Source organism: Micromonospora inositola (assembly GCF_900090285.1).
GTDB classification, from domain to species: Bacteria; Actinomycetota; Actinomycetes; order Mycobacteriales; family Micromonosporaceae; genus Micromonospora; species Micromonospora inositola.
In genome coordinates, this window is record NZ_LT607754.1 from 1,377,278 (window position 1) to 1,399,942 (window position 22,665).

Annotated in this window: 23 protein-coding genes and 1 pseudogene; 11 read left to right on the forward strand and 13 right to left on the reverse strand. The window is 73.2% G+C overall.

Going from position 1 to position 22,665, the window contains the following annotated elements; translation table 11 throughout:
* The first annotated feature begins 209 nt into the window (after nt 1–209).
* From GA0070613_RS06555 to GA0070613_RS06570, 4 genes are all read left to right on the forward strand, one after another.
* Nucleotides 210–1,316, forward strand: a complete 1,107-nt coding sequence (locus tag GA0070613_RS06555; protein WP_089011477.1) for a citrate synthase 2 — start codon at nt 210–212, stop codon at nt 1,314–1,316.
* A 269-nt stretch (nt 1,317–1,585) separates the two neighbouring features.
* On the forward strand, nt 1,586–2,713 hold the full coding sequence (gene serC / locus GA0070613_RS06560; protein ID WP_089011478.1) for a phosphoserine transaminase: 1,128 nt from the start codon (nt 1,586–1,588) through the stop codon (nt 2,711–2,713).
* A 189-nt stretch (nt 2,714–2,902) separates the two neighbouring features.
* Nucleotides 2,903–3,976, forward strand: a complete 1,074-nt coding sequence (gene sepH / locus GA0070613_RS06565; RefSeq protein WP_089011479.1) for a septation protein SepH — start codon at nt 2,903–2,905, stop codon at nt 3,974–3,976.
* A 170-nt stretch (nt 3,977–4,146) separates the two neighbouring features.
* Nucleotides 4,147–5,133 (forward strand): aldo/keto reductase, encoded by a 987-nt coding sequence (locus GA0070613_RS06570; protein WP_089011480.1) that lies wholly within the window; start codon nt 4,147–4,149, stop codon nt 5,131–5,133.
* A gap of 57 nt (nt 5,134–5,190) precedes the next feature.
* Here GA0070613_RS06570 and thpR read toward each other — a convergent pair whose 3' ends face one another.
* The 4 genes from thpR to GA0070613_RS06590 form a co-directional block, all read right to left on the reverse strand.
* Nucleotides 5,191–5,769 (reverse strand): RNA 2',3'-cyclic phosphodiesterase, encoded by a 579-nt coding sequence (gene thpR, locus GA0070613_RS06575; RefSeq protein ID WP_089011481.1) that lies wholly within the window; start codon nt 5,767–5,769, stop codon nt 5,191–5,193.
* Nucleotides 5,770–5,781: 12 nt separating this feature from the next.
* Nucleotides 5,782–6,291: a hypothetical protein gene (locus tag GA0070613_RS06580; RefSeq protein ID WP_089011482.1), complete on the reverse strand. Its 510-nt coding sequence runs from the start codon at nt 6,289–6,291 to the stop codon at nt 5,782–5,784.
* 121 nt (nt 6,292–6,412) lie between these two features.
* On the reverse strand, nt 6,413–7,699 hold the full coding sequence (locus GA0070613_RS06585; RefSeq protein ID WP_089011483.1) for an MFS transporter: 1,287 nt from the start codon (nt 7,697–7,699) through the stop codon (nt 6,413–6,415).
* A 69-nt stretch (nt 7,700–7,768) separates the two neighbouring features.
* The gene (locus tag GA0070613_RS06590) at nt 7,769–8,218 is read right to left on the reverse strand and encodes a MarR family transcriptional regulator (RefSeq protein WP_172875765.1); all 450 of its coding nucleotides are present in this window, start codon (nt 8,216–8,218) and stop codon (nt 7,769–7,771) included.
* A 122-nt stretch (nt 8,219–8,340) separates the two neighbouring features.
* On the opposite strand from GA0070613_RS06590, the gene GA0070613_RS06595 reads away from it, so the two are divergent.
* Entirely contained in the window at nt 8,341–8,598 is a 258-nt protein-coding gene (locus tag GA0070613_RS06595) for a DUF2530 domain-containing protein (protein ID WP_089011484.1), read from the forward strand.
* Between the two features lie 3 nt (nt 8,599–8,601).
* Here GA0070613_RS06595 and GA0070613_RS06600 read toward each other — a convergent pair whose 3' ends face one another.
* On the reverse strand, nt 8,602–9,441 hold the full coding sequence (locus tag GA0070613_RS06600; protein ID WP_089011485.1) for a DUF3027 domain-containing protein: 840 nt from the start codon (nt 9,439–9,441) through the stop codon (nt 8,602–8,604).
* An 87-nt stretch (nt 9,442–9,528) separates the two neighbouring features.
* Here GA0070613_RS06600 and GA0070613_RS06605 point away from each other — a divergent pair, with 87 nt between their 5' ends.
* Together GA0070613_RS06605 and GA0070613_RS06610 are read left to right on the forward strand one after the other, a co-directional pair.
* Nucleotides 9,529–11,154 (forward strand): MFS transporter, encoded by a 1,626-nt coding sequence (locus GA0070613_RS06605; RefSeq protein WP_089011486.1) that lies wholly within the window; start codon nt 9,529–9,531, stop codon nt 11,152–11,154.
* Nucleotides 11,151–11,801 (forward strand): futalosine hydrolase, encoded by a 651-nt coding sequence (locus GA0070613_RS06610; protein ID WP_089011487.1) that lies wholly within the window; start codon nt 11,151–11,153, stop codon nt 11,799–11,801. The genes GA0070613_RS06605 and GA0070613_RS06610 overlap by 4 nt, the downstream gene beginning before the upstream one ends.
* Here GA0070613_RS06610 and GA0070613_RS06615 read toward each other — a convergent pair.
* Entirely contained in the window at nt 11,773–12,303 is a 531-nt protein-coding gene (locus GA0070613_RS06615) for a GNAT family N-acetyltransferase (RefSeq protein ID WP_089011488.1), read from the reverse strand. The genes GA0070613_RS06610 and GA0070613_RS06615 overlap by 29 nt on opposite strands.
* Before the next feature lie 418 nt (nt 12,304–12,721).
* Between GA0070613_RS06615 and GA0070613_RS06620 the strand changes: the two genes are divergently transcribed.
* Nucleotides 12,722–13,552 carry a 1,4-dihydroxy-6-naphthoate synthase gene (locus GA0070613_RS06620; protein ID WP_089011489.1) on the forward strand — a complete coding sequence of 277 codons (831 nt, stop codon included), beginning with the start codon at nt 12,722–12,724 and terminating at the stop codon, nt 13,550–13,552.
* On the opposite strand, the gene GA0070613_RS06625 is transcribed toward GA0070613_RS06620, so the two are convergent.
* Together GA0070613_RS06625 and GA0070613_RS06630 are read right to left on the reverse strand one after the other, a co-directional pair.
* Entirely contained in the window at nt 13,513–13,899 is a 387-nt protein-coding gene (locus tag GA0070613_RS06625) for a cold-shock protein (RefSeq protein WP_089011490.1), read from the reverse strand. The genes GA0070613_RS06620 and GA0070613_RS06625 overlap by 40 nt on opposite strands.
* A gap of 27 nt (nt 13,900–13,926) precedes the next feature.
* Nucleotides 13,927–14,550, reverse strand: a complete 624-nt coding sequence (locus tag GA0070613_RS06630) for an HAD family hydrolase (protein ID WP_089011491.1) — start codon at nt 14,548–14,550, stop codon at nt 13,927–13,929.
* 93 nt (nt 14,551–14,643) lie between these two features.
* Between GA0070613_RS06630 and GA0070613_RS06635 the strand changes: the two genes are divergently transcribed.
* Nucleotides 14,644–17,118: a helicase-associated domain-containing protein gene (locus tag GA0070613_RS06635; protein WP_089011492.1), complete on the forward strand. Its 2,475-nt coding sequence runs from the start codon at nt 14,644–14,646 to the stop codon at nt 17,116–17,118.
* Between the two features lie 9 nt (nt 17,119–17,127).
* Here the strand turns inward: GA0070613_RS06635 and GA0070613_RS06640 are convergent, their stop codons facing one another.
* Together GA0070613_RS06640 and GA0070613_RS06645 are read right to left on the reverse strand one after the other, a co-directional pair.
* On the reverse strand, nt 17,128–17,364 hold the full coding sequence (locus GA0070613_RS06640; protein WP_089011493.1) for a hypothetical protein: 237 nt from the start codon (nt 17,362–17,364) through the stop codon (nt 17,128–17,130).
* A gap of 84 nt (nt 17,365–17,448) precedes the next feature.
* Nucleotides 17,449–18,324, reverse strand: coding sequence for a L,D-transpeptidase family protein (locus GA0070613_RS06645; RefSeq protein WP_089011494.1), 876 nt, complete (start codon nt 18,322–18,324; stop codon nt 17,449–17,451).
* 173 nt (nt 18,325–18,497) lie between these two features.
* Between GA0070613_RS06645 and GA0070613_RS06650 the strand changes: the two genes are divergently transcribed.
* Nucleotides 18,498–20,177 carry a DNA repair helicase XPB gene (locus tag GA0070613_RS06650; protein WP_089011495.1) on the forward strand — a complete coding sequence of 560 codons (1,680 nt, stop codon included), beginning with the start codon at nt 18,498–18,500 and terminating at the stop codon, nt 20,175–20,177.
* Nucleotides 20,178–20,359: 182 nt separating this feature from the next.
* Here GA0070613_RS06650 and GA0070613_RS06655 read toward each other — a convergent pair whose 3' ends face one another.
* On the reverse strand, nt 20,360–20,989 hold the full coding sequence (locus GA0070613_RS06655) for a TMEM175 family protein (RefSeq protein WP_089011496.1): 630 nt from the start codon (nt 20,987–20,989) through the stop codon (nt 20,360–20,362).
* Between the two features lie 162 nt (nt 20,990–21,151).
* Between GA0070613_RS06655 and GA0070613_RS34320 the strand changes: the two are divergent.
* Nucleotides 21,152–21,256: pseudogene (locus GA0070613_RS34320) on the forward strand (hypothetical protein); the annotation flags it as partial.
* 92 nt (nt 21,257–21,348) lie between these two features.
* Here GA0070613_RS34320 and GA0070613_RS06665 read toward each other — a convergent pair.
* Both GA0070613_RS06665 and GA0070613_RS06670 read right to left on the reverse strand, forming a co-directional pair.
* On the reverse strand, nt 21,349–22,131 hold the full coding sequence (locus GA0070613_RS06665) for a hypothetical protein (RefSeq protein ID WP_089011497.1): 783 nt from the start codon (nt 22,129–22,131) through the stop codon (nt 21,349–21,351).
* A complete protein-coding gene (locus tag GA0070613_RS06670) occupies nt 22,131–22,634 on the reverse strand; it encodes a sigma-70 family RNA polymerase sigma factor (RefSeq protein ID WP_089011498.1) in 504 nt (167 codons plus the stop codon). Before GA0070613_RS06670 ends, GA0070613_RS06665 begins: the two co-directional genes overlap by 1 nt.
* Between the last annotated feature and the right edge of the window lie 31 nt (nt 22,635–22,665).

Below are 22,665 nucleotides of genomic sequence, written 5' to 3' on the forward strand. Positions count from 1 at the left end.
CGGAGACGCTGGCCAGAGCCCACCGCCCAGTCTTCCCGAGCGCGTGAGCTTGTCCACCCGCGGAGATGTCGCGTGCGGCACAGTCGCCGCGGGTCGCGCACTCGGTTACCGAGCAGGCAAGATGTCACGAACACAACCCTGAGGGTCGCCTAAGGTGCCGGGCCTGATCGGCCCGCTCGGGCGTACCGAGCCGGAAGCCAGGAGACGACATGTCCGATTTCAAACCGGGCCTGGAGGGCGTCGTAGCCTTCGAGACCGAGATCGCCGAACCGGACCGTGAGGGCGGCGCGCTGCGCTATCGCGGCGTCGACATCGAGGATCTGATCGGTCAGGTCTCCTTCGGCAACGTCTGGGCGCTGCTGGTCGACGGGCGTTTCGGCCCGGGCCTGCCGCCGGCCGAGCCGTTCCCCGTGCCGGTGCACTCCGGCGACATCCGGGTCGACGTGCAGTCCGCCGTCGCCATGCTCGCCCCGTACTGGGGGCTCAGCCAGCTGCTGGACATCTCCGACGAGCAGGCCCGCGAGGACCTCGCCCGGGTGTCGGTCACCGCGCTCTCCTTCGTCGCTCAGTCCGCCCGCGGCCTGGGCCTGCCGGCGGTGCCGCAGAAGGAGATCGACAAGGCGGAGACGATCGTCGAGCGGTTCATGAAGCGCTGGCGGGGTGAGCCCGACCCGCGGCACGTCAAGGCCGTCGACGCGTACTTCATCTCGGCCGCCGAGCACGGCCTGAACGCCTCCACGTTCACCGCCCGGATCGTCGCCTCCACCGGCGCCGACGCCGCGGCCTGCATCTCCTCCGGCATCGGCGCCCTCTCCGGCCCGCTGCACGGCGGTGCGCCGTCCCGGGTGCTCAGCATGCTGGAGGCCGTCGAGCGCAGCGGCGACGCCGAGGGGTACGTCAAGGGTGTCCTCGACCGGGGTGAGCGGCTGATGGGCTTCGGCCACCGGGTCTACCGGGCCGAGGACCCGCGCGCCCGGGTGCTGCGCCGCACCGCCAAGGAGCTCGGCGCGCCGCGCTTCGAGGTCGCCGAGGCGCTGGAGAAGGCCGCCCTGGCCGAGCTCCAGGCCCGCCGCCCGGACCGGGTGCTGGCCACCAACGTCGAGTTCTGGTCGGCCGTGGTGCTGGACTTCGCCGAGGTGCCGGCGCACATGTTCACCTCGATGTTCACCTGCGCCCGGATGGGCGGCTGGTCCGCGCACATCCTGGAGCAGAAGAAGCTCCAGCGGCTGGTCCGCCCGTCCGCGAAGTACGTCGGCCCGGGCAGCCGCAAGCCCAGCGAGGTCGAGGGCTGGAGCGCGATCCCGCACGGCGTCTGAGTCGTACCCGCGAAGGGCCCCGTCCGCGCGGACGGGGCCCTTCGCACGTTGGCGGACCCGCCGGCCTGTGGCGCACGCCTCAGCGTCCGCCGTGGGACCTCCCGTCGCCGGGGCCGGCACAGGTGCGAGGATGAAGGCTCGGCAGTGCCGCCGGACCGGGCTCGGATCCCGGCTCCCCCGTGCGCCCCGCGCACGAGCCCGCCGTCGATCCGCGCCCGCTCTCGAAGAAGCGGGCCCGCCCTCGCCCTTGCGGAAGGATCTCGACCACCGTGGCTGACGCACCGACCATCCGGATTCCCGACGACATCAAGCCCGCCGACGGCCGGTTCGGCTGCGGGCCGTCCAAGGTCCGTCCAGCGGCGGTCTCCGCACTCGCCGATGTGGCCACCAGCTACCTGGGCACCTCGCACCGGCAGAAGACCGTCCGCGACCAGGTGGCCCGGCTCCGCCGGGGCATCGCCGAGTTCTTCTCCCTCCCCGAGGGCTACGAGGTGATCATCGGCAACGGTGGCACCACCGCCTTCTGGGAGGTCGCCACCTTCGGCCTGGTCCGCGACCGGGCCCAGTTCGCCAGCTTCGGCGAGTTCGGCGCCAAGTTCGCCAAGTCGGTCGCCGACGCGCCGTTCCTCGGCGAGCCGACCGTCCGCAAGTCCGCGCCGGGCACCGCGCCGACCCTGGTCGCCGAGGCCGGCGTGGACGTCTACGCCACCCCGCACAACGAGACGTCCACCGGCGTCGCCGTGCCGATCAGCCGGGTGGCCGGCGCCGACCCCGGCTCGCTGCTGCTGGTCGACGCCACCTCGGGTGCGGGCGGCCTGGAGGTCAACGTCGGCGAGACCGACGTCTACTACTTCGCCCCGCAGAAGTGCTTCGGCTCGGACGGCGGCCTCTGGCTGGCCCTGATGTCGCCGGCCGCGCTGGAGCGGGCCACCGAGATCAAGGCGTCGGGCCGCTACATCCCGGCCTTCCTCGACCTGGTCACCGCGATCGACAACTCGCGGCTGGAGCAGACGTACAACACGCCCGCGCTGGCCACCATCTTCCTGGCGGCCGAGCAGACCGACTGGATGAACTCGCAGGGCGGCCTGTCCTGGGCGGCCAAGCGGACCGCCGAGAGCGCCGGCATCGTGTACGGCTGGGCCGAGCGTTCCGAGGTGGCCACGCCGTTCGTCGCCGACCCGGCGCTGCGCTCCAACGTGGTCGCCACCATCGACTTCGCCGACGGGGTGGACGCCGCGGCGATCGCCAAGGCGCTGCGGGCCAACGGCATCGTGGACACCGAGCCGTACCGGAAGCTGGGCCGCAACCAGCTCCGGGTCGCGCTCTTCCCGGCGGTCGAGCCGGCCGATGTGGAGGCGCTGACCGCCTCCATCGACTACGTGGTGGAGCGGCTCTAGCAGGCCGTCACGGTGGGTGGCCGTCGGGACCCCGGCGACCACCCACCGTGATCATCGCCGCAGCTCAATCACGACATGCCGGGTGTCGCATCCCCCACCTCCGGGTAGATGCGCGTACGGTGGTCCGAGACGCCCGGGTGGCCGGCTCGTGGCGTGACGCGGCCAGCGAAGCGGGACGGAGGCACCGCCATGCGCCCAGTACGCTTCGTCGCCCTCTCCGAGGACGGCCAGGCTATGGTGCTCGCCGACGAGGTCGGGCGGCTGCTCGCCCTCCCCATCGACGAACGCATCGCCTCGGCGCTGCACGCCGAGCCCGGCGCGGCCCCCCTGGCGGTGGCGCCGACCGCCGCCGACCCGAGGCCGTCGCTCTCCCCGCGGGACATCCAGGCCAAGATCCGCTCCGGTGAGTCCGCCGAGGACGTCGCCCGGATCGCCGGCGTCCCGGTCGACCGGGTCCTGCGCTACGCCGGCCCGGTGCTCCAGGAGCGGGCCATGCTCGCCCAGCACGCCCGGCGCACCCGGCTCAAGGGCGCGGAGAAGCCGACCCCGCTGGCCGAGGTGGTCAACGGCCGGCTGGCCCAGCACGGGATCGACACCGAGAAGATCTCCTGGGACGCGTACCGGCGCGACGACGGCACCTGGCGCATCATCGCCACCTGGCCGTCCGGCAAGGCCACCGCGCAGGCGGTCTGGGATCTCGACAAGCTCCGGCAGAACGTCACCCCGCACGACGACATGGCGCAGTACCTCTGCGCCGAGCGCCCCACCCCGATCCTCGGCCAGGAGCCGGCGCCGGAGCGGGGCGGCCACGCGCTGCCCGGGCCGTCGCGCGGCGAGCCCAGCCGGGGCGGGCACGGCCTGCCGTCGGCGGGCGAACACGCCCGTCCCGGTCGGGACCCGATCCGGGCCGGGCGGGACGCGCTGCTCGCCTCGCTGGACCGGCCGCTCGGCTCGACCTCGGGGCGCGGGCTCGACCCGCGTTCGCCGGCCGCGCAGGACGCACCCCGCCAGCGGGCGGTCGGTGGCGGCGCGGCGGCCCTGCTCGGCGGCGGTCAGGGCTCGGCGTTCGACGACGACTCGGACGCGCCGAAGGAGATCCCGGCCGTACCGTCGCTGGCGGTGCTCCGACCGCGACGGACGGGCGCGGCGGCGGCCGCCGGCGGCGCCGAGTCGACGGATGCCAGCGGCAAGCCGCGCAAGCGGCTGCCGAGCTGGGACGACGTCCTGTTCGGCACCGGTCCCGCGGCCCGCGAGTCCTCCTGATCCATCGGCCACCCTGGTAACGCGCGACGGCTCCAGGTCGCAGCGCGGCGTCAGACCGGCCTTCATTCGGTCCGGAGCGCCGCCAAGCGGCGCGGAGGCCGAATTATGGCCGTCAGCCGAACTGGAGTTGTCGTAGGGCACTCGAAGTGCCCGCGTGCCAGGGTGGACCCATGGAGTACACGAACCTGGGACGCACCGGTCTGTCGGTGAGCCGGCTCTGCCTCGGCACCATGAACTTCGGGCCGCAGACCACCGAGCCGGACAGCTTCGCCATCATGGACCGGGCGCTGGAACACGGAATCAACTTCTTCGACACCGCGAACGTCTACGGCTGGCAGCTCGGCGAGGGCATCACCGAGCAGATCATCGGCCGCTGGTTCGCCCAGGGCGACGGTCGCCGCGACAAGGTCGTCCTGGCCACCAAGGTCTACGGCAAGATGGGCGACTGGCCCAACGACCAGGGCCTGAGCGCCCGGCACATCATCCGGGCGTGCGAGGAGTCGCTGCGCCGGTTGCAGACCGACACCATCGACCTCTACCAGATGCATCACATCTCCCGGACCACGCCGTGGGAGGAGATCTGGCAGGCGATGGAGACCCTGGTCGCCCAGGGCAAGGTCATCTACGTCGGATCGTCCAACTTCGCCGGTTGGCACATCGCCCAGGCGCAGGCGGCGGCGGGCCGGCGCAACTTCCTCGGCCTCGTCGCCGAGCAGTGCATCTACAACCTGATGACCCGGTACGTCGAGCTGGAGGTGGTTCCCGCCGCCCAGCACTACGGGCTGGGCATCATCCCCTGGTCGCCGCTGCACGGCGGGCTGCTCGCCGGGGTGCTGCGGAAGATGGCCGAGGGCGGCGCGGCGCGCGGCACCAGCGGCCGCGCCGCCGACGCGCTCGCCGAGCACCGGCCCACCGTCGAGGCGTACGAGAAGCTCTGCGCCGACCTGGGCCACGACCCGGCCGACGTGGCGCTGGCCTGGCTGCTCTCCCGCCCCGGGGTGACCGCCCCGATCATCGGCCCACGCACCCTCGACCAGCTCGACGGCACCCTCGGCGCGCTCGAGGTCGACCTCGACGACCCGACCCTGAAGCGCCTGGACGAGCTCTTCCCGCCCGTCGGCAACGGCGGCCCCGGCCCGGAAGCCTGGGCCTGGTGACCCTCCACCCCTGACCCACCCCGCCCCCGCCCATCTTCGGGCGGGGGCTCCCGGGGGTCAGATCGGCCAGGCGGCCAGGCGGTCGTAGGTGGGGTGCGGGCCGGGGTGGCTGCGGACCAGGACGAGCTCGCTCGCCGGCCACTCCGGCCCCAGGTAGTCGTGCATGGTCTCCCGGTCGGCGAGCACGTCGGCGCGGTCGATCCGGTCGCCCGGGCGGGCGATGGTCAGGTGCGCCCGGAATGGCTTCTCGTCGTGCGGCAGCCGGGCCCGGCGCAGTCCGAACCGGAGCAGCCGGGCGAGCGTCGCCAGCTCCTCGACGTCACCTCGGAGGTCCACCCAGAGCACGGTGAACCGGCCCCGCCCGAAGCTTCCCCCGCCGCCGAGGCGCAGCCGGGGCGAGCTGTCCCGTCCGTCCCGGAACGTCTCGACGGCCAGGCCGAGCGTGCTCTCCACGTCCACCAGTCGCCCGTCCTCGACGTCGCCGAGGAAGACGAGGGTGAGGTGGGCGTGGCCCGGGTCGGCCAGCCGGACGTTGGTGCCGGCGGCGGAGGCTGCGCCCACCCGGAGCCGGGCCACCTGGGCGGTCAGGTCGTCGACCGCCGGCCGGGGCGGATAGACCGCGACGAAGAGCCGCACCCGGGAGCCCGCTCAGCGGTGCCGCTGGCGGTGGCCGGCCCGGGCGGTCGGCAGGGTGACCCCGGCGGCGTGCAGCAGCCCCTCCACCCGGACCCGCTCGATCTCCCGGTCCACACCCTCCAGCTCGGCCAAATGTTCGGGGATGCCCAGCGCCCGGCAGGCGGCCCGCAGCCGCTCGTCGTACGCGTCGATGACCGCGCCGTGCCAGACCACCGAGCGCTCGACGGCGGCGAGCCGGTGCCCGCCTAGGCGGCGCAGGTCGGCGGCGATCTGTTCCAACGGGCGCCGGCCGTCCCGGTCGAACTCGGTCAGGTCGATGTCGCGGGTGAGCGCGTCCGCCTCGATGGCCCGGTCCAGCCGGGCGATGGTGCGTCGTTCGCGCCGCTGCTCCCGCCACTCGGCCCACCGGCAGGCCACCCGATCGATGATCTCGTCGGCGCAGAACAGCAGCGCGAAGGCGGCGGGCAGGCAGCAGACAGCGAGGATCGCCAACATCAGCAGCAGACCGCGCCCCACTCCCACACATCGACGCTAAGCCGCGCCATGACCGCCCGCCACCCGATTGCCGGTATCCGGACGCGATTGAATGCGGAAAGACCGGCCCCCACGACGGGAACCGGTCTTTCGAGGGCGATCGCCGGCGTCACTCGCCGGTGGGCGACACCACGTAGAAGCGCGGCATGGGCAGCACCCGCATCCGGAGCCGGGCGCCGGAGTGGCGCAGCTGCCAGGTGAGCGCGAGCAGCGCGGCGGCCAGCGAGATCAGCCCGCCGATCCAGATGCTCGCCCCGGCGCCGTAGGTCTCGGCCACCCAGCCGATCAGCGGCGCGCCCACCGGGTTGGTGCCGAGGAACACCAGCACCCAGAGCGCCATGACCCGGCCGCGGAAGGCGGCGTCGACGCCGAGCTGGACCCGCTGGTTGGCGGCCTGGGCGAAGAAGACCATGAAGAACCCGGTCGGCAGCAGCAGCGCCACCACCAGCCAGTACGCCCCCGCGAGCCCGACCAGGGTGCCGAAGCTGGCGCAGCCGACCGCCGCGCCGAGCACCAGCCAGATTGACGGCCGGCTGCGCCGCCCGGTGCCGGCCAGCGCCCCGGCCAGCGCGCCGACCGCGAGCGCGGTGGTGAACAGGCCGAACGAGGCCGCCCCGGTCTTGAAAACGGTCTTGGCCAGCGCGGCGAGGGTGAGCTGGAAGTTGAACAGGGTCATGCCGACCACCGACATCAGCACCATCGGCAGCAGCAGGTCGGCGCGGCGCCACACGTAGCGCAGCCCGTCGATCACCTTCGCCTGGTCGCGCTCGCCGACCGGCAGGAGGTCCTTGCGGTGCAGCTCGGCCGGGCGCATCCGGACCACGTTGACCAGCGGAGCGATCGAGCTGAACGCGGTGATCAGGAAGACCGGCCCGACGTCGAACGCGGCGATGGCCAGGCCGGCGACGGCCGGTCCGACGATCCGGGCGGAGTTGAACACCGCCGCGTTGAGCGAGAGCGCGTTCGGCAGCAGCGGCATGCCGACCAGTTCGGAGACGAAGGCCTGCCGGACCGGGGTCTCCACCGCGTTGGCCACGCCGAGCAGGGCGGCGAACGCGAAGACGTGCCAGAGCTGGACCAGACCGGTGAGCACCAGGAGGCTCATCGCCAGCGACAGCACCGTCCAGAAGGCGTTGGCCACGAAGAGCAGCAGCCGCTTGTCGTACCGGTCGGCGAGGCGGCCGGAGAGCAGCGTCAGCAGCAGTACGGGGGTGAACTGGAGCGCGGTGACCACGCCGAGCGCGGTGGCGGAGTTGTCGGAGAGCTCGAGGACGAGCCAGTCCTGGGCGATGAACATCATCCAGACGCCGATCAGTTTGATCAGCTGTCCGGTGGCGAAGAGTCGGTAGTTGCGGACTCGTAGGGACTGGAACATCGTGCTCAGCTTGGCCTGCACTCTTGGTGCGCCTCCTCGCGGTCGTACGCGTCATCGACGATGGACGGCGCGGACTGCGGGACGCTCGAGTCAGGCGCGAGCGAGCTGCTGGAGGATCTCGGCGGCCCGCCGCAGCGTGTCGCGTTCGTCCTCCGTGAGCGCGGCCAGGCGGCTGGCCAGCCACTCGTTGCGGGCCCGCTCGAACTGCTCGAGCACGGCCCGTCCCCCCTCGGTCGCCGCCAGGATGACCTGTCGACCGTCGGTCGGATGGGGGGTGCGCTGCACGAGGCCGCGCTCCTCCAACTTCGCGACGATCTTGGTCATCGTCGGTGGCTGCACCCGTTCGATGTCGGCCAGTTCCCGGGGCGTCAGCGCGCCCGCCAGCTTGAGGCTGGTGAGCGCGGAGAGCTGGGTGACCGTGAGGTCGCCCACCGGCCGGGCCCGTCGGACCCGCCGGTTGAACCGGGTGATCGCATCCCGCAGCTGAGGGGCCAGCTGCGCCGGTGGCACGCGTTTCGCCGTCACCGTCCACTCCGTCACAATCGTTAGCTTAACTAATGAGCCTGGCTAACGACATGCGATATGACCATGCTCACGTCGGTCGCGCGCATCGTCCCAGATCACCCGGCCGGCGGGAAAGGTCGATCGCGTACCCTTTCCCCGTGCCAGAAGAGCAACCGCCGCGGCCCGAACCGCTCGACCCCCCGATGGTGCCGATCGCCGTCGCCGGGCTGGTCGTCTGGGCGGTGGTCGGGCTCGTCCTGCTGATCTTCTGCCGCGGTTGGCTCACCGAGCACGGGCACCAGAACTGGCTCTGGACCTGCCTGGCCGGATTCCTGTGGGGTTTTCCCGGTCTCGCGGTGATGATGCGGCACGACGCCAACCGGCGGCGCCGCCGGGCGGCGGCCGGTCAGGACTGACGCTCAGGAGTGGCCGTACGGCTCCGCCGGCTCGGCGGACTCCACCGAGCCCGGGGCCCGGCTGACCGACACGGCCTCGACCGCGCTGTCGTCGTAGACGGTGGGCAGCTCGTCGACCGGGGTCTCGCCCGCCTCCACCAGCGTCTCCGAGTGGGCGCCGCAGCCGTGGTCGGCACTCACCACCCGGCCGTCGTCGGGGGCGTAGAAGTTGCCGCAGGCGCCGAAGGACTGCCGGAGCGCACCGGCGAGCGGCAGGTAGAACCCGCAGGTGCCGCAGCGAGCGGCGGCCGGCGCGGCCATCGAGATCGGGGCGGAGGGGCCGTGGTCGCCGTCGTACCAGCGCTGGGCGGCCTCGGCGCGGCCCTCGCGGGAGAGCACCCGGGGGCGGCCCAGGCCCAGCTCCCAGGCGGTCTCCTCGACGGCCGGGTCGTCGGAGAGCAGGTAGCCGGGGGCCAGCCGCTCGTCGTCGGCCGGGGTGGGCAGCAGGTCGCCGGGGCCGAGATCGCCCGGCTTGAGCCGCTCCTGCCAGGGCAGCCAGCCGGGGGCGAGCAGCGCGTCGGCGCCGGGCAGCAGGACCGTCTCGCAGACGGTGACGTGCCGGCTGCGCGGCACCCGGGTCACCGTGACGGCCCAGCGCCAGCCGCGGTAGCCGGCCAGCCGGCACTCGAAGTAGTGCGTGACGAGCCGGTCGCCCTCGGCGACGGCCTGCAGGTGGTCGCCGACGTCGGCGGGGTCCACCTCGATGATGCCGGCGCGGGCCACCTCGACGGCGGCGGCGCAGACCTGGTCGAGGCGGGCGGCACGGGCGGAGGCGGGCCTGGTCACCCGCCCATTGTTCCCCATGCCCACGGTCGACTGACAGGGACTCCCCGGAGTAGTTCTCCCCGGGTGGCGCGGCACACGTGGATCAGATGGGCGAGGATGGTGCACATGCCGCTGTCCTCCCGCTCCGGGCGGTCCGTCCTCGGGCGGACCGTCGGCACGGGCATCCGCGCCACCCGCCTGCTGGTCCGCGGCTCGGTCACCAGCGGACGGTGGATGACCCGCCGGGCCGGCCGGGCCCGGGCGCGCAGCGCGGGCCACGAGGTCGGCATGGTCCGCCTCTTCGACCTGCACGCCCTCTCCTGCGCCGGGGACACCCTGATCGCGATCGGCCTGGCCGGGACGATCTTCTTCGACGTACCGCTCGGCGAGGCCCGCAACAAGGTCGCGCTCTACCTGCTCGTGACGATGGTGCCGTTCGCCATGCTCGCGCCGGTGGTCGGGCCACTGCTCGACCACTTCCGGCACGGCCGCCGGTACGCCCTGGCGGCCACCATGCTGGGCCGGGCCTTCCTCGCCTGGTTGATCTCCGACTACATCGGCAGCTTCGGCCTGTACCCGGCCGCGTTCGGCGTCCTCGCCCTCTCCCGCGCGTACGGCGTGGCCCGCTCGGCGGCCGTGCCCCGGCTGCTGCCCGAGGGGGTCGGGCTGTCCCAGGTCGGCGCCCGGGCCAGCGTCTACGGCACGGTGGCCGGGGCGCTGGTCGCCCCGATCGGGCTGGGCGCGTTCTGGTTCGGGGCGCAGTGGCCGCTCCGGGTGGCCTCGGTGATCTTCCTGGTCGGCATGGTGATCTCGCTGCGCCTGCCGCCACGCGCCGACTCGGAGCCGCCGGAGCGGGTGCCCCAACCGCTGCGGGCGCTGCGCCGGCGGGACGGGGAACGGCCACTGGGCCGGGGCCGGCCGGCCGGGCGGCTGGTGATCGCCACGCTGATCGGGGCGGCGGCGCTGCGCGGGCTGTACGGCTTCCTGCTGCTCTTCCTCGCCTTCGCCATCAAGGCGGGCGACCTGACCACCGACTTCTTCGGCCGCACGCTGGGCGCCCAAGGCGCGCTGGGCCTGGTCGGCGGCGCCCTGGCCGTGGGGAGCTTCCTGGCCACCGCGGTCGGCACCCGGCTGCGCATCCACCGACCGACCGCGATCCAGTCCAGCGGCATGATCATCGTGGCCGGCGTCGCGGTCCTCGCCGCGCTGAAGTTCTCGCTGCCCATGGTGGCGCTGCTCTGCCTGGTGGCCGCCCTGTTCAGCGGGATCGCCAAGCTCGCGGTCGACGCGTCGATCCAGGAGCGGATCCCGGAGCGGCTGCGGGCGAGCTCGTTCGCCCACTCGGAGACCGCGCTGATGCTCGCCTTCGTGGCCGGCGGCGGGCTCGGTCTGGTCCCCTTCACCGGCCGGATCGGGGTCGCGGTGGCGGCCGGCGTCGCGGCCCTGGTGGCCACGCGTGGCCTGGTGGTGGCCGGTCGGCTGCGCAACGAGCGGCTGGTCGGCCGGCCACTCGGTGACGACGAACTGGCCGCCGAGCAGACCGGCCCGCTCGGGACCGACCATCCGCAGGCCGGGTTCGCCGATCCCGCGCCGACCTCGCCGGCACCGCCTCAGTGCGGTACGCCGGCACCGGTCGACGACGACGGTCTGGCGCCACCGGGCTACCACATCTACCGCCCCTCCTCCTCGGTCGGCGGGCCGGGCGGGGCCGAGGACGAGAACCGGCGGGAGCCCCGGGGACCGGTGGCGTGAGCGGTCTGCTGGTGGTGACGGCCGTGCCGGCCGAGGCGGCGGCGCTCCTGGCGGGCCTCACCGAGCCCACCGTGACGGTCGTCCCGGTCGGGGTGGGCCCGGCGGTCGCCGGCGCCGCCACCGCCCGGCTGCTCGCGCTGGCCGAGGCGGCCGGGCGGCCGTACCGGGCGGTGGTGAGCGCCGGGATCGCCGGCGGCTTCGCCGGCCGGGTGGTGGTCGGCGGGACCGTGCTGGCGACCCGCAGCGTGGCGGCGGACCTGGGCGCCGAGTCGCCGGAGGGCTTCATCCCGGTCGACGAGCTGGGCATGCCGGCGGAGCTGCTGGGTGGCGGGGTTGCCGTCCCCGCCGACCCTGGGCTGCTCGGGGCGCTGCGGACGGCGCTGCCGGCGGCGGCGGTCGGCGCGGTGCTCACGGTCAGCACGGTGACGGGCACGGTCGCGAGCACCGAGGCGTTGGCCGACCGGCACCCCGACGCGGTGGCCGAGGCCATGGAGGGGTACGGCGTCGCCGTCGCCGCCGCTCAGGCCGGCCTGCCCTTCGCCGAGCTGCGGACGGTGTCGAACCCGATCGGACCGCGGGACCGGGGCGCCTGGCGGATGAAGGAGGCCTTCGCCGCCCTCACCGCGGCGGCCGCCGCCCTGCGCTGACCGGCCGTTCCCACCGCAGCGCCGACGGCCGGCCCCACTCGGCCTCGAAACCGCACGCGATCAGGAAGCCGACGCCGCCGAACTGCGCGATGGCGTGGACGGTGGCGACACCGAGGTGGTCCATCTCGGCGTGAAGCGCTTCGACCAGCTGGCGTCCGACACCCAGCAGACGGTGCGCCGGGTCGATCAGGACCCCGTCGAGCACCAGCTCCCGCCGGTCGTCCAGGTCGTGCCCGAGCAGCAGGTCGACACTGCGCTCGTGCGCCCGTAGCTCGCCGACCAACTCGCCGTCGGGCAGCTCGGCGAGGAACCGCCACGACGTCGCGGGGAGGCCACCGCCCGTGAGGCGCGTCGGGTCGGCTGTCCGGCCCGACTCGATCCGGGCGATCGTCGCCTGCGGCACCCCGGACCGCTCGGCCAGTTGTCGCTGGCTCAGGTCGGCCTGGCGGCGCAGCGCCCGCAGCGTTCCCCCGAGGTCGACTCGTGGCCCGAATTCCCGCACACCGCCATGCTCCGGCCCGCCTCGCCCGCCTTCAACACCCGCCGGGATCCTGTGGACAAGCCTGTGGGCAAGCCTGTGGAAAACGGCCAACGCTGGGGACAACGATGTGGTGACGACCTGCTACGAGGCTGATGACGTGGATGACTCACCCCATCCACCAGCCGGCCCGACCGGCAGCCGAGCCCCCTGATCCATCTACGTCATCAGCTTCGTAGCGTCCGAGGTAGACAACTGCATCGAAGCCCAGGGCGACGACGCCGACGGTCCGATCGGCGGCTGCCGAAGGCCGGGACGGCCGCCGACGAAGAGCCGGGGTGACGGCGGGCGGGCCGACGGCGGCGGGCGAGCCGGCAGCGGGCCGGCCGGCGGCGGGCGGGCGGGCCGACGGCCGGGAGGGGGGCGGGGCTAACGTGGGGGCGTGGCGCTCTCTCTGGCGATCTCGCCCTGCCCCAACGACACGTTCGTCTTCGACGCCCTGGTGCACGGGCGGGTGCCCGGCGCCCCGCCGGTCGAGGTGACCTACGCCGACGTGGACGTCACCAACACGGCCGCCGAGCGAGGGGCGTTCGACCTGGTCAAGGTGAGTTACGCGGCGCTGCCCTGGCTCCTGGACGACTACCACCTGCTGCCCTGCGGCGGGGCGCTCGGCCGCGGCTGCGGCCCGCTCGTGCTCACCCGGGGCGACCGGACCGACCTCTCCGGTGCGACCGTCGCGGTGCCCGGCGAGCGGACCACGGCGTACCTGCTCTTCCGGCTCTGGTCGGCGGAGCGGCCGCCGGCGCGCATCGAGGTGGTGCCGTTCCACGAGATCATGCCGGGTGTCGCCGCCGGCCGGTACGACGCCGGACTGGTGATCCACGAGGCCCGGTTCACCTACCCGCGGCACGGGCTGACCGCCCTGGTCGACCTCGGCGAGTGGTGGGAGGGCGACACCGGCCTGCCGATCCCGCTCGGGGCGATCCTGGCCCGCAAGGGCACGGTCGACCCGGTCGAGGCCGCCGCCTGGATCCGCGAGTCGGTACGCCAGGCGTGGGCCGCCCCGGAGGCCAGCCGGGAGTACGTGCTCTCCCACGCGCAGGAGATGGAGCCCGACGTGGTGGACCGGCACATCGGCCTCTACGTCAACGAATTCACCGCCGACCTGGGAGAGGCCGGCTTCGCCGCCGTCGAGGCGCTGCTGGGCCGGGCCACCGACGCCGGGCTCGTCCCTCAGACCTCCAGCTCGCGGGCCACCGCGTGGACCAGCTGAGCGACCTTCTGCGCGGTCTTCTTGTCCGGGAAGCGGCCCCGGCGCAGGTCCGGCTGGACCTTCGCCTCCAGCACCTTGATCATGTCTTCGACCAGGCCGTGCAGCTCCTCGGCCGGCCGGCGGCGCAGCTCCGCCACGGACGGCGGCGCCTCCAGCAGCTTGACCCCCATCGCCTGGGCGCCCCGGCGGCTGTCGACCACGCTGAAGTCGATCCGCTGACCACCCTTCAGGTCGGCGACGCCCGCCGGCAGCGCGCCCTTGGGCAGGAACACGTCGCCGCCCTCGTCACTGGTGACGAACCCGTATCCCTTGGCCGCGTCGTACCACTTCACTCGACCCGTCGGCACCTGAAACCCCTGCTTCGCTCGAAACGTCTACTGCTCCAAGGCTAGCCCGATGATCCGGTCCAGCGCCGCCGGGAATCCGGTGAGATCATCCAGCACCAGGTACGCCCCGGCGGCCGACAACTCCGCCGGCGAACACGGCCCGGTCGCCACTCCCACACCCGGGATGCCCGCCGCCTCCGCCGCCGCCATGTCCGCCACGTGGTCCCCGACGTAGAGGGTGGCCCCGTGCTCCCGCAGCGCGGTTGCCTTCTCCTCCGCGAACAGGTCCCCGGCCAGCTCGTCGACCGCCAGCCCCAGATGGTCCAGGTGCAGCTTCGCCAAACGGCCGATCTTCGAGGTCACCACCATGACCCGACCGCCGCGCGCGTGCACCGCCTGGATCGCCGCCTCCGCGCCGGGCATCGGCAGGGTCGGCGTGATCGCGTACGCCGGGTAGAGCTCCCGGAACGCGGTCACCGCATCCTCCACCCGCTCCGGCGGGAACCAACGGGCGATCTCGGTACGCAGCGGCGGGCCCAGCCGGGACACCGCCGCGTCGGCGTCCACGTGCACACCGGTCCGCGCGGTCAGGGCCCGGTAGGCCGCCGCGATGCCGGGACGCGAGTCGACCAGGGTCATGTCGAGATCGAATCCGACCATCAGTGGGGGCATGTCGAGAACGTACCCGGCCAACCGCGGCCAACCCCGGCGAGCCGGACGTCCGAGGGGCGGGACCGGCCCCGGCCGGGCTAGCGTGGAACGACGATGACCACCTCACTCGCCGACCAGCTGCGGACCCTCCCCGACGAGGCCCTCGCCGCCCTGCTCCAACTGCGGCCGGACCTCGTCGTGCCGGTGCCCGCCGACGTCTCCGCGCTGGCGATCCGCGCCCAGTCCCGGGTCTCCGTGGCCCGCGCCCTCGACGGGCTGGACCAGTTCACCCTCCAGATCCTGGACGCCGCCCGGCTCACCCGTGACCCCGGCTCCGGGGGCACCGCCACCGCGGCGATCCTGGCGATGGCCACCGCCGGCCCGCACCCGCCCGCCCCGACCGCCGTCCGTGCCGCGGTGCAGAAGCTCCGCGCGCTCTTCCTGCTGTACGGCCCCGAGCACGACCTGCGCGTGGTGGCCGGCGTCGACGAGGTGGCCCCGTACCCGGCGGGGCTGGGCCGACCGGCGGCGGAGCTGGACCCGCGGACGGCGGCCCTCTGCGCGGACCCGGCGAAGCTGCGGCGCACGCTGCTGGCCGCACCCCCCTCGGCCCGGGCGATCCTGGACCGGCTCGCGGCCGGCCCGCCGGTGGGCAGCGTGCCGCCGGGAGCGCTGCAGGCCCCCGCGGTCGGCGCGGAGGACAGCCTGCCCCCGGACACCACCAACGGCGGCGCGCCGACCGGCTCCCCGATTCGCTGGCTGGTCGACCACCGGCTGCTCGTCCGGGTGTCGGGCGGCAAGAACGGTGGCACCGTCGAACTTCCCCGCGAGGTGGGGCTGCTGCTGCGTCGGGACAGTGGCCCGCTCGGCCCGCTGCGCACCAGCCCACCCCGGGTGTCGAGCCCGCCGCGGGAGCCGAAGGCCGTCGACTCCGCCGGGACGGGGCAGACCATGGAGGTGGTACGCCACACCGAGGCGCTGCTGGAGGCGCTCGCCGCCGAGCCGGCCCCGGTGCTCCGCTCCGGCGGCGTCGGCGTCCGCGACCTGCGCCGGCTGGCCCGGGGACTCGGCCTGGACGACCCGACGACCGCGCTGCTCTTCGAGGTGGCGTACGCGGCCGGGCTGCTCGGGGAACTCGACCTGACCGGCAGCGCCACCACCCGGTACGGCGGCGACCAGCAGGTCCTGCCCACCGGCGGGTACGAGGTGTGGCGGGCCACTTCGCTCGCGCACCGCTGGGAGCAGTTGGCCCGGGCCTGGCTGACCATGACCCGTCAGGCGGGCCTGGTGGGGCAGCGGGACGACCGGGACCGGCCGATCTCGGTGCTCTCCGCCGAGGCGGAACGGGCCGGCGCGCCGGCCGCCCGCCGGGCCGTGCTGGGGGTGCTGGCCGACCTGGAACCGGCGACCGCGCCCACCCCGGACGAGGTGCTGGAGCTGTTGGACTGGCGGACGCCCCGACGCGCCCGGGGCCGGGAGACCGCGCACCGGGAGGTGCTGGCCGAGGCGGCCCAGCTCGGCGTGACCGGGCTCGGCGCGCTCACCTCGTACGGGCGGCTGCTGCTGTCCGACGTGGCCGAGGCGGACGAGCGGGGCGCGGACGACCCGCTCGGGCTGCGCTCCGACGCCGAGTCGGGCGAGCCGTCCACCGCGGTACGCGCGCTGGACGCCCTGCTCCCCGCCCCGGTCGACCATTTCCTGGTGCAGGCCGACCTGACCGTGGTGGTGCCCGGCCCGCCCGACCCGGCGCTCGCCGCCGAGCTGGAGGTGGTGGCCGAGCACGAGTCGGCGGGCGGGGCGAGCGTGCACCGGGTCACCACGGCCAGCGTCCGGCGTGCCCTGGACGCCGGCTACTCGGCCGACGACCTGCACAAGCTGTTCCGCCGCCGGTCGCGTACCCCGGTGCCGCAGGGCCTGACGTACCTGGTGGACGACGTGGCGCGCAAGCACGGCGGGCTGCGGGTCGGCTCCGCCGGCGGTTACGTCCGCAGCGACGACGAGGCGCTGCTCACCGAGGTGCTGGCCGACCGGCGGCTGGAGTCGCTGGCGTTCCGCCGGCTGGCCCCGACGGTGCTCTCCACCCCGTACCAGGTGCAGCGGATGCTGGTCGCGCTGCGCGACGCCGGCTACGCCCCGGTGCCGGAGGACGCCAGCGGCGCGACGGTGCTGGCCCGGCCGAAGACCCGGCGGGCGCCGGCCCGGGTGCCCGTGTCGACCCGGACCCTCGACCCGCTGGCGGCGCCGAAGCTGCCGCTGCCCCGGCTGCGCGGCGTGGTGGAGCAGATCCGGCGCGGCGAGGCGGCGGCGCGGGCGGCCCGGCGGGCCCCGGCGGTGGTCCGCGGCGGCGCGGCGCACACCGGGCCGGCGCCGGCGCACGGGCACAGCGAGGCGCTGGCCGTGCTCCAGCAGGCGATCCGCGACAAGGCGCTGGTCTGGGTCGGGTACGTCGACGCGCACGGGGCGACCGCGTCCCGGCTGGTCCGGCCGGTGTCGATGGGAGCGGGCTACCTGCGCGCGGAGGACGAGCGGACGGAGATGCTGCACACCTTCGCGCTGCACCGGATCACCGCGGCGGTGCTGGAGGATTGAGCCGGCCGGTCAGCGCCCGTTGCGCCGGACCGTGCCGATGACCGAGACGGCCAGCAGCAGCGCGAACCCGGCGCCGGCCGACTCGCCGACCGAGTCGACGAAGCCCTGCCGCTGCACCAGCAGCCCGAACAGGAACCAGCCGACCAGGCCGACCGCGGCCGCCGCGTAGCCGACCAGGGCCGCCGTGGAGACCTGGTCGGCCGGTGCCCGATCGTCGTCGGGGATCGCGTCCTGGTCGACCGTCATCTCCCACCCCCGTCCCGGCCGGGCCTGACCTCCAGCGTGTCACCCGGCGGGCGGCGGTGACAGGGGCGAAAACCCCGATCCGGTTCAGGTGCCGGGGCGGCGGCCGATGACGACCACCCGGGTGCCGATGGAGCCCAGCTCCCAGAGCCGGACGGCGTCGGCGTGCAGCAGGTTGACGCAGCCGTGCGAGCCGATCGCGCCGTTGTGCAGGTACGTGGTGGTCTCGTGGAAGCCGATCCCGCCGTTGAACTGCTGCCAGTACGGCAGCCACACCTCGTACGGGTTGGACCATTCCCGCAGGTTCCGGCCGCCGACGTGGTAGGTGCCGGCCGGCGTGGCGTACCCGGCCATGCCGGTCCGGGTGACGGTGGGGCCGAGCACGACTGTGCCGCCGCGCATCGCCCAGACCGTCTGCCGGGTCAGGTCGATGCAGAAGGTGAGCCCCGAGCCGGCCCGGCAGCGGTGCACGTCGGTGGTGGCGAGCCGCTTCGCCACGTCGTATGTGGTGGCGCCGGCGCGGCCCGCGGCCGGGCTGATGCCGTACCGGCGCTGGAACTTCTTGATCGCGGCGCAGTCGGCGGCGGACTGCCGCCCGTCCACGGTCAGTTTCCCGAACCCACCCAACCGGGCCAGGTACGTCTCCACGGCCCGTTGGTGCTCGCCCTGCGGGCAGCCGGTGAAGCCGGAGCTGCCTGGCTTCGGTGTGGCGCTCGGCTTCGGCGTCGCCGTGCGGCTGGGCTTCGGCGTGGCCGTCCGGCTCGGCTGCGGAGCCGGACGACCGGTGGTCGGGTCAGGCGCGGGCGTCGCGCTCGCCCCCGATGCCCGTTCCGTCAGGCCGACGGGGGCCGGCGCGGCCGCGCCGGTTCCGTCGCCCTGCGGATCGAGCGCGCACGCACCGACGCCGACCAGCAGGACCGCTGCCAGGGCGACGACCCGAGCGACAATCCGGACATGCTTCATGGGCCCTCCCCTGGACAGCCGTCACCTTGCTAGACGTATGGGAGCGCCGGGTGCGTTGCGTCGGCTGTGCGACTTTTCGGTAACACTCCTGCGCGTGCAACACTGGATGGTCGGCCTTCGGCTGGTCAGCCGGCCGACGGGCGCGAAAATCCGGCAAGGGAGAGGACGCTGGCGTGAGCGGTGGACCACTGATCGTGCAGTCGGACAAGACTCTGCTGCTGGAGATCGACCACCAGGATGCGCAGGCCTGCCGGATGGCCATCGCGCCGTTCGCCGAGCTGGAGCGCTCCCCCGAGCACGTGCACACCTACCGGCTGACCCCGCTGGGGCTGTGGAACGCCCGGGCCGCCGGCCACGACGCCGAGGGCGTGGTGGACACGCTGATCAAGTACTCCCGCTACCCGGTCCCGCACGGGCTGCTGGTCGACGTGGCCGAGACGATGGACCGGTACGGCCGGCTCCAGCTCGCCAACGACCCGGCGCACGGTCTGGTGCTGCGCGCCCTGGACCGGGTGGTGCTGGTCGAGGTCGCCAAGAGCAAGAAGCTCGCCGGCATGCTCGGCGACCGGATCGACGACGACACGATCCAGGTGCACCCGTCGGAGCGGGGCCGGCTGAAGCAGGCGCTGCTCAAGCTCGGCTGGCCGGCGGAGGACCTGGCCGGGTACGTCGACGGCGAGGCGCACCCGATCGAGCTGGCCGAGGCCGGCAAGGGCGGGCGTAAGCCGTGGACGCTGCGGTCGTACCAGCGGGAGGCGGTGGAGGCGTTCTGGGCCGGCGGGTCGGGCGTGGTGGTGCTCCCCTGCGGCGCGGGCAAGACGCTGGTCGGGGCGGCGGCGATGGCCGAGGCGAAGGCGACCACGCTGATCCTGGTGACGAACACGGTCGCCGGCCGGCAGTGGAAGCGGGAGCTGATTGCCCGCACGTCGTTGACGGAGGACGAGATCGGCGAGTACTCGGGCGAGCGCAAGGAGATCCGCCCGGTCACCATCGCCACGTACCAGGTGCTCACCTCGCGGCGCGGCGGCGCGTTCACCCACCTGGACCTGTTCGGCGCCCGCGACTGGGGCCTGGTCGTCTACGACGAGGTGCACCTGCTGCCCGCGCCGATCTTCCGGTTCACCGCGGACCTCCAGGCCCGCCGCCGGCTGGGGCTGACCGCGACGCTGGTCCGCGAGGACGGCCGGGAGGGCGACGTGTTCAGCCTGATCGGCCCCAAGCGGTACGACGCGCCGTGGAAGGACATCGAGTCGCAGGGCTGGATCGCCCCGGCCGAGTGCACCGAGGTACGGGTCACGCTGACCGACGCCGAGCGGATGACGTACGCGACGGCGGAGGCCGAGGAGCGCTACCGGATGGCCGCGACCGCCCGGACGAAACTGCCGGTGGTGAAGGCGCTCGTCGACCGGCACAAGGGCGACCAGGTGCTGGTGATCGGCGGCTACATCGACCAACTGCACCAGCTCGGCGAATACCTCGACGCGCCGATCATCCAGGGTTCGACCACCAACAAGGAGCGGGAGCGGCTGTTCGACGCGTTCCGCTCGGGCGAGGTCCGCACCCTGGTCATCTCCAAGGTCGGCAACTTCTCCATCGACCTGCCCGAGGCGGCGGTGGCGATCCAGGTGTCGGGCACCTTCGGCTCCCGCCAGGAGGAGGCGCAGCGGCTCGGCCGAGTGCTCCGGCCCAAGGCCGACGGCCGGCAGGCCCACTTCTACACGGTGGTCTCCCGGGACACCATCGACACCGAGTACGCCGCGCACCGGCAGCGGTTTCTGGCGGAGCAGGGTTACGCGTACACGATCGTGGACGCCGACGACGTCCTCGGCCCGTCGCTGCCGTCGTTCGACTGAGCCCTCGTCCTTGATCGACTCGGCTTCCGGGATGTTTCGGTGTCCGGGTCGCCCCGACAACGCCATTTCCGGGAAGCGGCATCGGCCACCGAGAGCCTCGGGGAGGCCGCGCGGGGAGCGACTGGCCCTCGCGCTCGCTACAGACCTGATGTCGTAAACGATTCAGCCGTCAGAGGCGAGCCTCATTTACGGGCGACACGCTGCTCAAGTGCGGACAGCCGGCTCGCCGCATAACGCCAAGCCTGAGGGACGAAATACAGGAGAGGTACTAGCACGAGGCAGGCCAGGGCAACATGTACATTGATCAGCGTGAGCACGATTGACAGACCGCTGAGGATGACGGAAGGTACACTTTGCCGCGGTCCGTGGGCTCGCACTACCTCGTCACCACCTTCAAGCAGTCCAGCCCGTGAGGCATGCCAACGAAGCATTTGAAAGGCCGCACCGCAGAAGAAGATATCTACGCCATAGAGCATGACAGGGATTTGATCGGTCGGATGCTCACCGAGGAACTGCGTGGGAAACGGTAGTAGGCAGAGCCAAAAGAGGAGCAGGTTGTTGAGCCAGACCAGACGGCCGGTGGCTCGTTTGATACGGCGGAAGAAATAGTAATGGTTTACCCAAAAGATTGCCACCATGGTAAATGACAGGGCGAAGCTGACGAACTTTGGCACAAGGGGCGTCATCGCTTGCAGGTATTCATGCAAGGTGGCGTGGGCGTCGATTTCTGGTGCTCGCAGATCAAGGACGAGGAGGGTAATGATAATGGCCATGACGGCGTCGCTAAAGACCTCGATGCGGTACTTCGGCACATCCTTAAACCTAAAGATTCCTTGCTCGGTGTGGTGCCCGTTTGGCCACTCCCGTTACCAGGGCCCCGTCGGTAGACCCGCACCCGGAACTGCAGCAACCGCTTCGCCCGCAAGGAGATCCGTCCGGTCACGCTGACCGACGCCGAGCGGATGACGTACGCGAACTTCTCCATCGACCTGCCGGAGGCGGCGGTGGCGATCCAGGTGTCGGGCACCTTCGGCTCCCGCCAGGAGGAGGCGCAGCGGCTCAGCCGGGTGCTCCGGCCGGACCGAGGCGCCATACATCTTCTCCAACTTCGGAATGACCCTCGCGCCGTGAGCTGATTGGTGCGCGGTGCCATGTCGGCGCCGCGCACCGCTCACCTGGACAACCGGGCTCGGCCTCTCAGCAGCGGACCGGACAGGGCAGGGATGCCAACCGAGAGTTGCCCCGACCCGCCCTGGACCGGCCCCTGGAGCACCACCACCTCGTACGCTTCGGGCTCGGACCAGATCTGGCGCCAGGTCAGGGACGGACAGAGCCGGTCGCGCGCGCCGAGATCGAGCTGTGCCGGATGCCCGGGCCCGAGCTCGAACCCGTAGCCCACGGCATCGATGCCCTGGGGCTGCGTGTCCCCTGGGCCGTTCAACATCGGGCCACCGCCGACGATGAGCCCGTCCCGGAGATAGAGCACCTGGAACAGGCCCGGCGGACTGGAGGTGACGTGGGTCGCGGCGCTGGCGGTGAAGGTCACGCTGAGCATCGGCCCGACCTCATCGCTGCGGTACCTGGCGCTGCCCACCGTCATGGTGAGGGCAGACCGGGTGCTCGCCGCGTCGGGCAGCTCGAGCCGGCGGCCGCACATGAACACCGGGGAGTCGGGCACCGGCGAGGCGACCGGGGACGTGACCGCCATCGACGGATCAACCGACGCATCGCCCCCGACCGCCCGCTCCGGTCGGGGAGCGCCGCCGAGGCTCCCCACGATCGCCGTCACGGCCAGCACCGCGATCGCGGTCCCGGCGGTGGCGCCGACCAGCGCCCGGCGACGGCGACGGCGGCGTACCCGCCGTACGACAGGTGCCGCGTCGAGGCGGAGCGGCCCGGCTTGCGCTGCGACCACCTCCAGGCCGTCGCGCAGCTGTGGCTCATCAGGCTGCATCAGTGCTCCTCCCGGGCAGGCTCGGGAGGCCCGTGCCGTTCGGCGAGCCGCGAGCGGGCCTCGTACAGGTACCGCTTGACGGCTCCGGGCTTGAGGTCGAGCAGATCGGCGCACTCCTGCACCGGAAGGTCGAGGTAGTAATACAGGACTACGCACGCCCGCTGCCGGGCGGACAACTCCCGCAGCGCGCGGCCGAGATCTCCCCGCAGGTCCGCGTACGCGTGCTGATCCGGCTGCGGCGCCGGCGCCGCGAGCGGCTGGATCCGCCGCCAGAGGTTCCGGCGACGCGTCCGGTCGAGGTACAAGCGCAGCATGACGGTGCGGACGTACCCCTCGACCTGTCCCACATCCGTGCGCCGGGCCGAGCTGAACGTGCGAACGAGGGCATCCTGAACCAGGTCCTCGGCCTCGCTGCTGTCACCGCACAGGAGGTAGCCGTACCGCTTGAGCGTAGTGCCCCGCTGCTGCACCAGCCCGGTGAGCACGCCTTCCCAGCTCGTCACCCCGCCCCCTTCTCCGCCTCGTTCGTATCGG

Excerpts from the sequence above, each read along its gene's own strand:
- GA0070613_RS06555 (WP_089011477.1), top strand. The coding sequence starts at position 210 with ATGTCCGATTTCAAACCGGGCCTGGAGGGCGTCGTAGCCTTCGAGACC.
- GA0070613_RS06630 (WP_089011491.1), bottom strand. The coding sequence starts at position 14,550 with ATGCCCCCACTGATGGTCGGATTCGATCTCGACATGACCCTGGTCGAC.
- sepH (WP_089011479.1), top strand. The coding sequence starts at position 2,903 with ATGCGCCCAGTACGCTTCGTCGCCCTCTCCGAGGACGGCCAGGCTATG.
- GA0070613_RS06600 (WP_089011485.1), bottom strand. The coding sequence starts at position 9,441 with ATGGGGAACAATGGGCGGGTGACCAGGCCCGCCTCCGCCCGTGCCGCC.
- GA0070613_RS06665 (WP_089011497.1), bottom strand. The coding sequence starts at position 22,131 with ATGCAGCCTGATGAGCCACAGCTGCGCGACGGCCTGGAGGTGGTCGCA.
- GA0070613_RS06640 (WP_089011493.1), bottom strand. The coding sequence starts at position 17,364 with ATGACGGTCGACCAGGACGCGATCCCCGACGACGATCGGGCACCGGCC.
- GA0070613_RS06570 (WP_089011480.1), top strand. The coding sequence starts at position 4,147 with ATGGAGTACACGAACCTGGGACGCACCGGTCTGTCGGTGAGCCGGCTC.
- GA0070613_RS06605 (WP_089011486.1), top strand. The coding sequence starts at position 9,529 with ATGCCGCTGTCCTCCCGCTCCGGGCGGTCCGTCCTCGGGCGGACCGTC.
- GA0070613_RS06635 (WP_089011492.1), top strand. The coding sequence starts at position 14,644 with ATGACCACCTCACTCGCCGACCAGCTGCGGACCCTCCCCGACGAGGCC.
- GA0070613_RS06645 (WP_089011494.1), bottom strand. The coding sequence starts at position 18,324 with ATGAAGCATGTCCGGATTGTCGCTCGGGTCGTCGCCCTGGCAGCGGTC.